Source organism: Alkalihalophilus pseudofirmus OF4, from assembly GCF_000005825.2.
GTDB lineage: Bacteria > Bacillota > Bacilli > Bacillales > Bacillaceae_D > Alkalihalophilus > Alkalihalophilus pseudofirmus.
Genome location: NC_013791.2, coordinates 1,294,081 through 1,307,164 on the forward strand (window position 1 = coordinate 1,294,081; position 13,084 = coordinate 1,307,164).

Annotated in this window: 13 protein-coding genes; 6 read left to right on the forward strand and 7 right to left on the reverse strand. The window is 40.5% G+C overall.

Annotated features, from left to right (window positions below; translation table 11 throughout):
- Positions 1-6: 6 nt before the first annotated feature.
- From BPOF4_RS06510 to BPOF4_RS06520, 3 genes are all read right to left on the reverse strand, one after another.
- Positions 7-564, reverse strand: a complete 558-nt coding sequence (locus BPOF4_RS06510; RefSeq protein WP_012958291.1) for a GNAT family N-acetyltransferase — start codon at positions 562-564, stop codon at positions 7-9.
- A 40-nt stretch (positions 565-604) separates the two neighbouring features.
- Positions 605-1,420 (reverse strand): divergent polysaccharide deacetylase family protein, encoded by an 816-nt coding sequence (locus tag BPOF4_RS06515; RefSeq protein ID WP_012958292.1) that lies wholly within the window; start codon positions 1,418-1,420, stop codon positions 605-607.
- 113 nt (positions 1,421-1,533) lie between these two features.
- On the reverse strand, positions 1,534-1,836 hold the full coding sequence (locus BPOF4_RS06520; RefSeq protein ID WP_012958293.1) for a MerR family transcriptional regulator: 303 nt from the start codon (positions 1,834-1,836) through the stop codon (positions 1,534-1,536).
- Positions 1,837-2,085: 249 nt separating this feature from the next.
- Between BPOF4_RS06520 and cobA the strand changes: the two genes are divergently transcribed.
- The 3 genes from cobA to BPOF4_RS06535 are packed head-to-tail and all read left to right on the forward strand — an operon-like array spanning position 2,086 to position 5,017.
- Entirely contained in the window at positions 2,086-3,564 is a 1,479-nt protein-coding gene (gene cobA, locus BPOF4_RS06525; RefSeq protein WP_012958294.1) for a uroporphyrinogen-III C-methyltransferase, read from the forward strand.
- Positions 3,564-4,403, forward strand: a complete 840-nt coding sequence (locus BPOF4_RS06530) for a sirohydrochlorin chelatase (protein WP_012958295.1) — start codon at positions 3,564-3,566, stop codon at positions 4,401-4,403. The genes cobA and BPOF4_RS06530 overlap by 1 nt, the downstream gene beginning before the upstream one ends.
- Positions 4,400-5,017 carry an NAD(P)-dependent oxidoreductase gene (locus tag BPOF4_RS06535; protein ID WP_012958296.1) on the forward strand — a complete coding sequence of 206 codons (618 nt, stop codon included), beginning with the start codon at positions 4,400-4,402 and terminating at the stop codon, positions 5,015-5,017. The genes BPOF4_RS06530 and BPOF4_RS06535 overlap by 4 nt, the downstream gene beginning before the upstream one ends.
- Before the next feature lie 48 nt (positions 5,018-5,065).
- Here the strand turns inward: BPOF4_RS06535 and folE2 are convergent, their stop codons facing one another.
- Positions 5,066-5,956: a GTP cyclohydrolase FolE2 gene (gene folE2 / locus BPOF4_RS06540; protein WP_148229570.1), complete on the reverse strand. Its 891-nt coding sequence runs from the start codon at positions 5,954-5,956 to the stop codon at positions 5,066-5,068.
- A gap of 207 nt (positions 5,957-6,163) precedes the next feature.
- Between folE2 and BPOF4_RS06545 the strand changes: the two genes are divergently transcribed.
- Complete coding sequence (locus tag BPOF4_RS06545; protein ID WP_012958298.1) at positions 6,164-6,448, forward strand: hypothetical protein; 285 nt, start codon at positions 6,164-6,166, stop codon at positions 6,446-6,448.
- 377 nt (positions 6,449-6,825) lie between these two features.
- Complete coding sequence (locus BPOF4_RS06550) at positions 6,826-8,196, forward strand: aspartate kinase (RefSeq protein ID WP_012958299.1); 1,371 nt, start codon at positions 6,826-6,828, stop codon at positions 8,194-8,196.
- Between the two features lie 50 nt (positions 8,197-8,246).
- On the opposite strand, the gene BPOF4_RS06555 is transcribed toward BPOF4_RS06550, so the two are convergent.
- Positions 8,247-9,101, reverse strand: coding sequence for an ion transporter (locus tag BPOF4_RS06555; RefSeq protein WP_012958300.1), 855 nt, complete (start codon positions 9,099-9,101; stop codon positions 8,247-8,249).
- Positions 9,102-9,335: 234 nt separating this feature from the next.
- Between BPOF4_RS06555 and BPOF4_RS06560 the strand changes: the two genes are divergently transcribed.
- Complete coding sequence (locus BPOF4_RS06560) at positions 9,336-10,346, forward strand: NAD(P)/FAD-dependent oxidoreductase (protein WP_012958301.1); 1,011 nt, start codon at positions 9,336-9,338, stop codon at positions 10,344-10,346.
- Between the two features lie 648 nt (positions 10,347-10,994).
- Here BPOF4_RS06560 and proC read toward each other — a convergent pair.
- Both proC and BPOF4_RS06570 read right to left on the reverse strand, forming a co-directional pair.
- Complete coding sequence (proC, locus tag BPOF4_RS06565) at positions 10,995-11,828, reverse strand: pyrroline-5-carboxylate reductase (RefSeq protein ID WP_012958302.1); 834 nt, start codon at positions 11,826-11,828, stop codon at positions 10,995-10,997.
- A 7-nt stretch (positions 11,829-11,835) separates the two neighbouring features.
- Positions 11,836-13,083, reverse strand: coding sequence for a glutamate-5-semialdehyde dehydrogenase (locus tag BPOF4_RS06570; RefSeq protein WP_012958303.1), 1,248 nt, complete (start codon positions 13,081-13,083; stop codon positions 11,836-11,838).
- Position 13,084 lies beyond the last annotated feature (1 nt).

Genomic DNA, 13,084 nt, shown 5'->3' on the forward strand with positions numbered 1-13,084 from the left:
CCTTTGTCATGTTTTTTGATCATTAAAGAAATAAGCCATAAATAATTCATCGTCATATTGCCCGTTTAAGTAAGCTTGCTCTTTTTGTGTTCCTTCTATAACAAACCCATATTTTTTATAAAGGGTGATGGCAATTTCATTAGATGCAAATACAGTGAGACACAGCTTGTGCAAGTTATGCATTCGGCACCACTCAAAGGTATACTCCATAACCTTTTTGCCAATCCCTTTGCCTTGAGCATCTTCATGCAGCCAGGTTCGAAACAAGCCAGTATGTTTCTTCATTTCAAGTTCGCCTCTGACGACCCTTGCAATCCCTCTGGCTGCACCATTCACTTCGACAACGATATACATATTATCGTTTGCTTTCATTTCTTCAATGAATTGATGTTCTTCATTTAATGTACGAGGGCGCTCTTTTTGAATATAAGTGCCTTCTTTAATTATGGATGCAACAGAAGTAATAATGTCGTATGCATCGCTTTTTTGAACGGGGCGTAATGTAACATCGGTATCATCTTTAGCGGTAAAAGTCATAATCAATGGTTCTTGGGCTACCACCATACATCTTTCCTCCTTAATGTTTCTTTATCGCTTAACTTAATTAATTAGGTGTCCAAAAGTAATTAGGGTCTTGTTCGATTACACTCTCGATAATGTGTGAAGCAGGGACAATTTGGACTTTATTTTTCTCAAGGTCACGAAGCGAGGATAAGATGCCTGCTGCTGTCTCTTCTCCTTTTACTCCGACATGACCAATTCCTATCGCATCACCTTCAACTGCAGCCACTTTTTGAAGCAGTCTCATTTGCTTTGCAACATGGGATCGCGAAGATAGAGAATCGTCTAGAAATACATCGCGTATTGAATAAGGGATACGACGTTCTTCAGCGAGCTCAGATATCACAGATTTATTACTCGTCCCGCTATCGATTACATACAACCCGTGTTCTTTTACCACATCCAAAATAACACCCATAATCCGCCGGTCTTCTACAATTTTGCTGCCCATATGATTATTTAGGCCAACTGCATGGGGAACATCTTCAATCGCTTCTTCAACGCGTTTGCGTACTTCTTCATTAGAGAGGTCGCTTGTAATTCCTTTAGGGCCAAGCCATGAAGCTTTTCCTTTTTTAGGTTCAAGAGGGAGGTGGATGATTACTTCAAGACCAGCGTGATGCGCCTCTTCCGCTTGCTCAGTTGAGTATTCTAGAAAAGGCATGACGGCCGCTGTAATAGGTATATCACCTTTTAAAAAAGATTCTACTCCTTTAACATTTCCTCCAAAGTCATCAATCACTATCGCTACTTTTTTCCATTCGTCCGCCTGAGCGGTGAAAGGAGTGCAGAATATAACAGAAGTTATAGAAAGAGATAAAACCAGTACTAAAGAAAAGAAGGAAGGGTAAGCCTTCATGAGATCACTCCTTATTTATAATAGGTGTAGATATAGTGTTCCGTTTCGGAGTTTATTCTATGACTCCATTCAGCACAAAAAAACTCATGCGCAGGCTTTAGACCCGGCATGAGTTATTTTCTTATATTAAAGGCTGCATTTAATTGACCACGAAGCATTTTGTCGCGAACTTCTTTCTTCTTCATCATCTTTTGTTCTTGTCTTCTTATTTCGAACGTCTGCATGCCATCTTCCATTTTATTTGCAATATCAATTAAGCGTTCGACATCTATAAATGAATACTTGCGTGTGCCGCCTTTTGTTCTGTCAGGGTAAATTAATTTTCTTTCTTCATAATACCGGATTTTCCTCTCGCTTAATCCAGTTAGTTCACTTACTATCCCAATTGTAATCACTTTTTTATCTTTATAAGACATAACCAAGAAACACCTCTTTGATGGGGATTATTTAGCTGTTTTTAAGTGAGAATGTTCTGACCTTTTGTCATACTATATCACATGGACAAGGGGTAGGTGAGAGGGTTTGTTAGATTATCTGACAATTTTTTCGCTCAGGCTACATATAAAAATAGTGAATGTACATTTTCTGAAAATTACGTTATACTTTATAAAACTTATAAATTAACTCGGAATAATAGATGCGGACAGTTTAGAGGAGATGAAGAGATGAACAATGGAGGGTATGTGTATTTAGTTGGGGCAGGTCCTGGGGATTTGCAGCTCATGACATTGAAAGCTAGAAGATGTGTAGAAATGGCAGATGTTATACTCTACGACCGGCTGGTGAATCCATTATTGCTTGAATGGACGAAGCCGGATTGTGAGCATATTTATTGCGGGAAGTTACCTAAGCGGCACTTATTGAGACAAGAGGCTATAAATGAAAAGCTCGTTCAGTATGGGAGTGAAGGGAAAATTGTCGTCAGGCTTAAGGGCGGCGACCCAAGTGTGTTTGGTCGAGTGGGGGAAGAGGCTCATGCTTTAGATGAAGCTGGTGTTCAATATGAAATCGTTCCGGGAATTACAGCTGGAATTGGAGCGGCAACATATGCAGGTATTCCTGTGACGCATCGGGATCACAGTGCCTCGTTTACCGTTGTAACGGGCCATGACAAGTCTGAAAAAGGAGAGCCTTTAATCGACTGGCAAGCACTTGCAAGAGGGAGCGATACAATTGCCTTTTATATGGGAGTGAAAAACCTCGGTTATATAGCTAATCAACTAACTCTGCACGGTAAGCCAAAAGAAACACCTGTTATTTTGATTCAATGGGGAACGTTAGGCAGTCAAAAAACCGTGAGCGGGACACTTGAAACGATTGCAGAAGAAGTAAGCAAATCAAACTTGACGAACCCTGCGATCACTTTAGTTGGTGATGTGGCCAACATAAGAAAAGAACCAAGCTGGTTTGAGCGTAAACCACTATTTGGGCAGCATATCTTATTAGGCAGAACTTCAGGAAGCCAAGGTGCGGTTGCTCATGAGTTAGAAGAACTAGGAGCTGAAGTATTCGAATTTCCACGTATGTATTCTAAGACAGCTGAAAAACCGCAAGCAGATTTTAGGAACTTTGATCAAATTGTCTTTTTATCGCCTGAAAGTGTTGAAATCTTTTTTAATTGGTTGAGAGCAGATAAAGTGGATCTACGGGATATAAGGGCTGCATTTCATGTACGGTCAAAAAAATCAGAGAGGGCTTTAGAGAAGTACGGTTGTTTTACAAGTGAATTATCTAAGGTAAAGGATGGATGTTCTAAGGTTCTGTTGCTAGGGAATGCACATTCAGCAAATGACAAAGTGTTATTAACTGACACATGGGGTCCACACGAATATGTTATTACCCATCACGATTTGGTTGTCTCGTCTACAGATGTTACCTGTGAAAGACTAAAAGATGAAGGGCGTATTCAAACCATTGTCTTCCCAAGTGCTCAGTCTGTACAAACCGTCAGCGATCGGTTTATGAAGATGGGCTGGAGCATAGAGGAAATTAACGAAACAGTCAAAGTGATTTGTTTTGGTTCAATGTCAGAGAAGGCAGCCCTTTCTGCTGGTTATAAAGTAGATGTCGTGTTAGAATCTCCTACAAAAGAAGCACTCATTAAAGCTCTAATACAATCGAACATAACAGAGGTGGTTAAATAGTGAAAGCCATTTTATATGTAGGTCACGGAAGCCGGGTGAGGGCTGGAAATGAAGAATTAATCGCATTTATTAACCAAGTAAAGCTGCGGTTTCCCGAGGTTCCTATTCAGGAGCATAGTTTTATTGAACTTGCCGAACCGTCGATCGACCAAGGAATTAAAACATGTATTGAAAAAGGGGCAACAGACATTGCGGTCATTCCTGTTTTGCTGCTAACGGCCAATCACGCGAAATTTGATATTCCAAGAGAAATCGACCGCGCAAAAGCACAATATCCTAACGTACAGTTTTCTTACGGCCGCCCGTTTGGAGTGGAATCAACTTTAATCTCAATTTTAAAGAAGAGACTTGAATACAAAGGTTTAATAAGTGTTGAAGGCAGACCAACAGATGAGGAGCGTGAAGAGGTAAGTGTTCTGCTTGTAGGACGGGGCAGCAGTGATCCTGATGCAAACAGCGATTTAATGAAAATCTCTAGACTTTTGTGGGAGGAAGCTCCGGTAAGTGAGATAGAGGTATGTTATATCGCGGCAACAAGACCCTCTGTCGATCAAGGTTTGGAGAAAATTACTAGATCACCTTATAAAAAAGTATTCGTTCTTCCTTATCTTCTTTTCACTGGTGTCTTAATGAAAGGACTCCAAAAAAAATTAGACCAGTGGTCGCTTGAAACCGGGATAGAATCGATTTTATGCCCTTATTTAGGGTTTGATGATGATATAAAAGAAGTGTTGGTCAAGAGGGTAGAAGAAGTGTTAGCTAATCAGGTGAGGGTGAATTGTGATTTATGTGTTTATCGTATTGAAGCAGAAGAAAAAAAGCAGGTGACCCCTGAATGAATCTTCCTGTGATGATGGACCTTGAGGGACGGGAAGTAACGGTAGTTGGAGGGGGAAGAGTGGCTTGCCGTCAAATAAAGAAGCTTCGGCTTCAAAAAGCAACCATTCATCTTATCTCGCCAAACATCACTGCAGAAATCGAAGACCTAGTTAGAGCAGGTGAAGTGAGCTTTGAAAAACGTGAAGTTAAGCCGAATGAATCGTTCTCATCTGACCTGCTCATTCTAGCTACCAATGATCAAGAATTAAATGAGGTGCTTTATCATAACCGGGAAGCTAGACAATGGGTCTATAATGCCTCAAATCAAGTAAAGAGTGATATTCATTTCCCTCACACTTTACAAAAAGGGGATTTAACAATCACAGTTTCAACAAATGGGGCAAGTCCGTTATATGCTAAAGAGCTCTCAAATCAAATCGAAAATCAATTACCGGTTGATATTGAAGATCAGCTCTTATTTTTAAAATGGGCAAGAGATCAGATTAAAAGCGCGTCTTTAAATCCAGTTAATAAAAAAGGTCTGCTTACCCAAATCGTTCAGCCTAATTGGCTTAACGATAAAGAGCGTGAAGAGAAGCTTCTGATTAAAGTAAAGAAATCAAGCATGAAATAAAGAAGCCTGAAATAAAGAAGCCTGATCCGGATAGGATCAGGCTGTTTGTTATTCTTTAGAGAAAGAAAGCTGCGCGATTGCATCATGCTGGTGAATCGATTCTTCATTACGGCACTCAATTTCAAATGAACGAATCGCTTCATTTTCATAAAGATCACTAGCTACAAGACGAACAAGATCTTCTACAAAACGAGGGTTCTCATATGCATGTTCGGTAACAGCTTTTTCATCAGGTCTCTTTAATACAGGATAAAGAATGGAGCTTGCATTACTTTCTGCTGCTTCAAGCATTGCTTGCTTCCAATCAATATCTTCCACGTCATCCACTACAGCACTCATCGTTACAAAGCCGCGCTGATTGTGCGCACTATACTCACTAATTTCTTTTGAACAAGGACATAAAGTAGTTACAGCAGCAACTAAAGTAATCTTTGATGTGTAACCTGTTTCTTCATTAAAACTAACATCAAATGTAACATCTGCGTGAGCCATTCCTTCTTTCTTCATAGAAGGGCTTGATTTAGTAAAGAACCAAGGGAATGTAACCTTTACATCAGATGCTTTTTGTTTCATTTCACGGGCTAAGATGGCAGCAAACTCACGCAGCGTTTCAATTGAAAGAAGATGAGTTTGGAAATACATATGGAGCTGTTCTGTTAAACGGCTCATGTTAATCCCTTTGAATTCTGCATCTAAGCTTGTCGTCATGGCAAATTCGGCTGTAGTCGTTTGAGTTGTTGGTGCTAGGGCCGATTCAATCATCACAGGATACTTGACCTTTGAAATACCTACTTTTTGAATAGGGAAATAATAATCATCTGGTTTATTTTGAAGATCTGGCATCTGATCTTTTTCTTTAGGCTTTGTTCCTTCAATTGGTTCCACTGAGCCGAAATGACGGTGCCTTTCAGCTTTAGGCGGCAATTGTCTATTCATCATCATCACTCCTGATTTATCCTCTAACATAATCTATAAGTAGAGTAAATTACATAAGAAATACGAAATTATCATACCATATTTTGTTCCAAGCAGAAAACAACTTGATTCGATATAGTTAAAAATTACTTATACAAGTTGTAAAGGTTGCATGCGCTGCTCCCTCATATTACACTACAAAAGGAAATGTAGACAAGGAAGTGAGCATACTTGAAAAAAGGAACGGGTATTTTAATAGCAGTTGCGCTAGTTTTAGTAGTGCTTGGGTTAACGATTCAAACAACCGTTCAACCTACAGATGAGAGAGTAATTGTTGATCACACAAAGAAAGTTTACAGTGCACCAGAGTGTTTTGATCAAGCTGAATTAACCAACAACCTTGAAGAAGTTACATATGGCTATGCAGTTGATCTAGGATATGATTCTGAATCATCTTGCACGGCTGAAGCACTTAAAAGTGAGAAAATGCCATTATTGCTCTCATGGTTCAGATAAGCTGACCCCCCGCATAAAAATGCGAGGGGGTTTTTTTGTTTCTTTTCATTTAATCCAGCTGTAACCTAATTCGCAAAGAGCTAGTGAAAGAAGTGTAGACATAATATAATGAAATGAACATAAAATATCCTTTATATGTGCTTAACCATACTCAAGAATGTTTATCCATTTTGAGCATTTGGGAGAAATGGGCAATGATTGGCGTAAAATGAATGAACTAGATGGGTGAGGCGAGGTAAGCTAAGTTAAGCGTTTGGTATGCAGGATGAGTAGGATAGATTCACTTTGCGGCAACGGTGTCATTGTGCTATAGTTAGAATGTTCAAATTATTAGATAAATAGAGAAAACGAGAGAAGTAAGGAGCTGGAGTGACAAGATGAAGGTAGCTAAATTTGGGGGAAGTTCCGTAGCTAGTGCAGAACAAATCAAAAAAGTTGCAGCAATTGTATCAGAGGATTCTGAGCGGAAAATTGTTGTCGTTTCTGCACCTGGAAAAAGAGATAGCAGCGACACGAAAGTTACAGATTTACTTATTCATTTAGGTGAAACGCACCTTGAGGCTGGCGACACAGAAGAAGCGCTTGAAGCCGTTGTAGAACGTTACGCTTCCATTGCGGAGGGTCTTGGTTTAGGGCAAGGTATTATTGCAACGATCGAAGCTGATCTCCGTGAGAGATTATCTTTTGACAGGAGTCGTCCTGGGTCATTTATGGACTTAATTAAAGCTAGCGGCGAGGATAATAATGCTAAATTAATTGCTGCATATTTACAAAGTGTTGGCTTACCTGCAAGATATGTTAATCCTAAAGATGCAGGATTATTAGTAAGTGATGAGCCTGGAAATGCGCAGGTGCTTCCAGAAGCTTATGATCATTTAAAAAAGCTGCGTAACACAGACGAAATCATTGTTTTCCCAGGTTTCTTTGGCTACTCAAAAGAAGGGACTCTTGTAACGTTCCCACGAGGCGGATCAGATATTACTGGTTCGATCTTAGCGGCCGGAGTGGAAGCTGACTTATATGAGAACTTTACAGACGTAGATTCTGTTTTTGCAGCGAACCCTAATGTCGTTTCAGAACCTGTGAAAATCAAGAAAATGACGTATCGAGAAATGCGCGAGCTCTCGTATGCTGGATTTTCTGTTTTCCATGATGAAGCCTTAATTCCTGCATTCAGAAAAGGAATCCCTGTTTGTGTGAAAAATACCAACAATCCATCTTCTTCTGGAACAATGATTATTGCTGAGCGCGAATATTTTCTGAATCCTGTGATTGGGATTGCGGCAGATGAAGGCTTTTCAACCATTTACGTTCGGAAATACTTAATGAATAGAGAAGTGGGCTTCGGACGAAGACTTCTGCAAATTATTGAAGATGAAGGCTTGTCCTATGAACATATTCCATCGGGAATTGACGATACATCTGTCATTCTGAGACAATGCCAGTTAACTCCAGAGATTGAAGAGCGGATTGTTGAGCGTATCAGAGTGGAACTCGGGGCAGATGATGTGTATATTGAAAAGGATTTTGCGATGATTATGATTGTCGGAGAAGGGATGCACAATACAGTTGGCGTGTCAGCTCGTATGACTGCTGCTCTGGCCCGTGCGAATGTGAATATTGAGATGATTAACCAAGGCTCTTCTGAAGTGAGCTTAGTTATTGGAATTCATGAAAAAGATACAGACCGCGCAGTACGAGAACTGTATGCTGAATTTTTCGGTGCTGCAGTTGAAGTCGTTCAATAAATGGTAATACGCACACAGAAAAGGAGCTGTCTTTAGTCAGCTCCTTTTTGTTACCCTTTTTTTGTTTGCTGTTTATGCATTTGTTTAATGAGGTCTTTCATCTCTGCTACTTCATTACGCAGAGAAGCAAGCTCTTCTTTTGTATCTGCCTCTTTATCATCTAATTCTGATTTGAGTTCTTCTTCGTTTGCTTTTTCAACGTTATTAACGATAACACCGATAAATAAGTTAAAGACAATAAATGTCCCTACTAAAATAAAAATGACAAAATAAATCCAAGACCACCAAACCTCTGCAAAAATCGGCCTCATGACACCGCTTGCCCAAGATTCAAGTGTAACAACTTGGAATAATGTTAATAAAGAAAGCTGTAAGTTACCAAAGTACTCAGGTGCTACAGAAGCAAATAACATCGTTCCAATCACAGCGAAAATATAGAAAATAATTCCCATCAGGATCATAATGTTTCCTAAAGCCGGGATGGTCATCAGCAAAGCATCGACTAAACGACGCAGAGAAGGAATGACAGAAATGGCACGTAATACGCGAAGAACGCGCAGGATACGAAGAACCGTTACAAAATGAGCACCGGCAAAGACATGACCGGCAAGAACGATTAATAAATCAAACCAGTTCCAGCTGCTTTTAAAAAAAGATTTAGTCGGTCTCGCTGCGATAAAACGCAGTGTAATCTCAATTGTAAATATCCAAAGTAAGGCTAAATCTGCTGCGTAGAACCAATCATTATAACCTTGATAAACAGTAGGATATGTTTCAAGGCCTACAATAATGGCATTAATGATAATCAAGGTAATAATAGTTGGGGTGAAGGCCTTATGAAAGACGATACGCTGAGCTAAGGCTACTAATGGTGGAACTTGTTGTTCGGCTGGATTGTTTTCCATTTACATAATAACTCCTTCTTGCATTTTATTCTGCTATTTCGATATGCACACTTTCCTATTTTACTAGATAAGAAGTCAACAAGACAAGCTGACGTTTCTTTTTATATATGTGCAATCCCTTCAGCAGTAATTGAAAACCGAAATCGAAATAACCACTTCGAAAGCGAGGTAAATTATTTCGTCATTCGGATTTATTCTGCTATGATCAATAATAATAGAAAAGGGAGGGTGAATATGAAAAAAGAATCACCTATTATTATTCTAGGGGCAGGGTTAACAGGACTATTTGCTGCACAAGAATTAAAAAAGAAAGGCATCCCGTCTCTTCTCATTGAAAAAGGGAGAAGTGTAGGGGGCAGGATGGCTACAAGAAGAATCCAAGGCGGTAGAGCCGATCATGGAGCTCAATTTTTTACAGCAAGATCAGATGTTATGAAAAGTTTAGTAGACAGCTGGATGGAAGAGGGCACTGTTAATGAGTGGACAAAGGGCTTTCACCAAATGGACCTAGGCGGTCAAGTTCATCTAGAGGCAGATGGTTATCCGAGGTATGTAGGCTCAAGTGGTATGAACACGCTTACAAAATCACTTGTTGATGAGAATGATATTCTTTTAAATCATCGTGCCGTTCATCTTGATTATCAAAAGCAACAATGGCAGTTGGAAGTCATAAATGAGCAGGATTCTGTAACAGAAACAATACAAGCGGCAGGAATTATATCAACCATTCCGATCCCTCAAGTCCTCACCTGGATGAACCTCGAGCTGCTAGAAAGTGATATAAAGATAGAGCTTGCAAATATTACGTATGATCCTTGCATTTGTTTGATGGTTACGTTAAGAAATGACAGCAGAATTCCTCCTAAGGGCGGTATACAGGGAGAAGGAGATGTAGCTTTTATAGGGGACAATCAACAAAAAGGAATTTCGACCAAACCGATCATTACGATTCATGCCTCAGGAGAATGGAGTTCTAACAATTTCGATGCTGCCGATGACGAGGTCACTTCATCCTTATTAAAGCAAGTAGAATCACTCATCTCTCAAAATGAAGTAGAAGAAGTACAAGTAAAGAGGTGGAGGTATGCAAAGCCACGGTCACTATATCCAGACAGGGTGCTTGCTACAACGTATCCCAGTCCTATAGTGTTTGCAGGAGATTGCTTTAAAGAAGGGAAAGTAGAAGGTGCAGTATTATCTGGAATGGAAGCAGGAAAACGAATGAGCAGGTACTTAAAGAAATAAAGGCTGGGCATAACGGAATTGCTTAAATAAGAATAGAACAAAGCGCTTAAGTCACTGAAAATGCATCTTCCTACAGTAGCTGTTGATTTCCGCTGCAAGGCACACGCTTCCCGCGGACGGCCCAGGAGCTCCTTGTCACTTAACTCCTGTGGGACCTCACTGGCCATGTACAGTATGAAAAGGTTCTCCCCTGCAGTAATTGTTGATTTCCGCTGCAGGCGCACGCTTTCCGCGGGCGGCCCGGGAGCCTCCTCGTCGCAATTGGCTCCTGTGGGGTCTCCCTGGTCACGCGCATCCCGCTGGAGTCGGCGCCTTCCGCTCCAATCAACGTAGCATGTAGGTTAATAAGTGGTCCCTCACATTGCAAGATAGTATTCAGTGACTTAGCTTTATAGTGAACATCATATAATTTGTGTTTCGATTGGTCTGATTCAAACGAAATCATCCAACTAAATCCGTCCCAAGCACATTACTTAGCGGATGAACTATGCGGAGACTCCCTGCGGTGCCTAGAGCAGGGCTGAGATCCCACAGGCAAAGCCCGAGGAGGCTCAGCAGCTTCCCATGGAAAGCGAAGGGTATTTCAGGATCGGGAATTCTCCTCTATCATACGTTCGTTTCAAAATGCTTTTGCCCCAGCCTCTATATTTATTTTGATTCTGTAAACACAGATCCTAATTCCTTCGAACGGGCAATGGCTTTTAGGATAGCATCATGCATGGCATCCTGGCCGTTACGTTCACTTAAAAGCGTGATGCCAGCTTCCGTTGTTCCGTTTGGACTCATCACTTCTTCGTATAATTCCCGAGATGATTTTGATGTGTCTTGAAGTCGTTTTCCAACACCGACAACCGTTTGCGTAATTAAAGCTGTAGCTTCCTCACTTGTTAATCCACTCTCAACAGCCGCCTTTTCCATCGCTTCAATGAGATAATAAAAGTAAGCAGGGCCGCTGCCGGCTACGCCGGTGACAGCATCCATTTTTTCTTCAGGAACGACAGTTACCGTACCTACAGCTGAAAATAATAGGGACACCGTTTCTAAGTCATCACCTGTTGAATATCTGCCAGCACAGATGGCGGTTGCTGAAGCTCCTACCTTAGCAGAAGTATTTGGCATCGTCCGAACGACCCTGCTCTTTGTGCCAGATAAATCCTCTATATAACTAGAAGGGATCCCTGCAATAACTGAAATAATCAGCTTATTGTTATTTACTTTCTCTTTAATTTCTCGTACAGCTTCTTCAATATTTTTAGGTTTCATCGCTAAAACAATAATTTCCGCTTGTTCCACAGCCCAAGTTCGACTTGTGGTCGTTTGAATGTTGTATCTCATTTTTAATTTTTCAAGCTTATTTGTATCTGACAGGTTTGTGGCAATAATGTTATGTGGGTCTACGATTTGGTTTCGTATAAGTCCGCCAATGATTGCCTCTGCCATGGCACCTGCACCTAAAAAAGTAATCGTTTTATTTGTTAACATAAGTCACCTATCCTTTAATTTGTCCGTTCCCTAAAATCAGGTATTTGTTTGAAGTCAGGGCGTTCAGTCCCATTGGCCCTCTAGCATGTAATTTCTGTGTGCTTATTCCAATTTCGGCCCCAAAACCAAATTCAAATCCATCCGTAAACCTGGTTGAAGCGTTGTGATAAATAGCAGCTGCATCCACAAAATTTTGGAATGTAAGGATATGTTCTTTAGTCTCGCTGATGATGGCTTCAGAATGTTTTGTGCCATATTTTCGTATATGTCCAATCGCTTCATCAATAGAAGGGACGATTCGAACAGCAAGTTTTAAATCTAAATATTCATCTGCCCAATCAGATTCTGTGGCTTCCTTAACACGCTCATCCATTGAACAAGCAGTCTGATCTCCGAAAAAGGTTACCCCTCTTTCTTCAAGTTGGTCAAGCAGACTTTGTAAATGTTCATTTGCAAAGTCTTGATGGATGATTACTGTTTCTGCTGCATTACATACAGATGGACGCTGTGTTTTCGCGTTGACGACAATTGATTTTGTTAGCTCGAAATCAGCTGAATGATCAACATAGATGTGACAATTTCCTACACCTGTCTCAATGACTGGGACGGTTGCTTTTTCAATGACTGCCTGGATTAAGGAAGCTCCCCCTCGTGGAATAAGTACATCTACATATTCGTTGCATGTAAATAGGTGTTCCGCCGTCGCTCGATTTGTATCTTCAATTAACTGAATCGTCTCTACAGGAAGTGAAGCCTTTTTAAGCGCGCCTTGTAATACATTGACTAGGGCTATATTGGAATGAATGGCTGTAGAGCTGCCTCGTAAAATGACTGCATTTCCTGTTTTTAAACATAAGGCCGCTGCATCAACTGTGACATTCGGCCTTGCTTCATAAATCATGCCGACAACTCCTAGCGGCACGCGTACGTTTTGAATATGAAGCCCGTTAGGTCTTTCCCATTCACTCGTCACCTCACCTACCGGGTCATTTAGTTCGGCTACTTGTTCAGCGGCAGAGGCAATTTCTTCTAAACGGTCTACAGTAAGAGTAAGGCGGTCAATCATTGTTTCACTCATCCCGTTTGCTCTTTGAGTTTCTACATCTTTTGCATTTTCATTTAATAAAAATTCCTGGTTTATTCTAAGTTCATCAGCAATGACTTTGAGAGCAGCATTTTTTTGATCTGTTGTTAAGTTTGCTAAAAGATGGGCAATTTCTTTTGCATTTTTTGCTTTTGTGTATACTTCATTCATT

What these genes read in the sequence shown, in the direction of transcription:
- BPOF4_RS06510 (WP_012958291.1), bottom strand. Translation starts at nt 564, where the DNA reads ATGGTGGTAGCCCAAGAACCATTGATTATGACTTTTACCGCTAAAGAT.
- BPOF4_RS06515 (WP_012958292.1), bottom strand. Translation starts at nt 1,420, where the DNA reads ATGAAGGCTTACCCTTCCTTCTTTTCTTTAGTACTGGTTTTATCTCTT.
- BPOF4_RS06520 (WP_012958293.1), bottom strand. Translation starts at nt 1,836, where the DNA reads ATGTCTTATAAAGATAAAAAAGTGATTACAATTGGGATAGTAAGTGAA.
- cobA (WP_012958294.1), top strand. Translation starts at nt 2,086, where the DNA reads ATGAACAATGGAGGGTATGTGTATTTAGTTGGGGCAGGTCCTGGGGAT.
- BPOF4_RS06535 (WP_012958296.1), top strand. Translation starts at nt 4,400, where the DNA reads ATGAATCTTCCTGTGATGATGGACCTTGAGGGACGGGAAGTAACGGTA.
- folE2 (WP_148229570.1), bottom strand. Translation starts at nt 5,956, where the DNA reads ATGATGAATAGACAATTGCCGCCTAAAGCTGAAAGGCACCGTCATTTC.
- BPOF4_RS06550 (WP_012958299.1), top strand. Translation starts at nt 6,826, where the DNA reads ATGAAGGTAGCTAAATTTGGGGGAAGTTCCGTAGCTAGTGCAGAACAA.
- BPOF4_RS06555 (WP_012958300.1), bottom strand. Translation starts at nt 9,101, where the DNA reads ATGGAAAACAATCCAGCCGAACAACAAGTTCCACCATTAGTAGCCTTA.
- BPOF4_RS06560 (WP_012958301.1), top strand. Translation starts at nt 9,336, where the DNA reads ATGAAAAAAGAATCACCTATTATTATTCTAGGGGCAGGGTTAACAGGA.
- proC (WP_012958302.1), bottom strand. Translation starts at nt 11,828, where the DNA reads ATGTTAACAAATAAAACGATTACTTTTTTAGGTGCAGGTGCCATGGCA.
- BPOF4_RS06570 (WP_012958303.1), bottom strand. Translation starts at nt 13,083, where the DNA reads ATGAATGAAGTATACACAAAAGCAAAAAATGCAAAAGAAATTGCCCAT.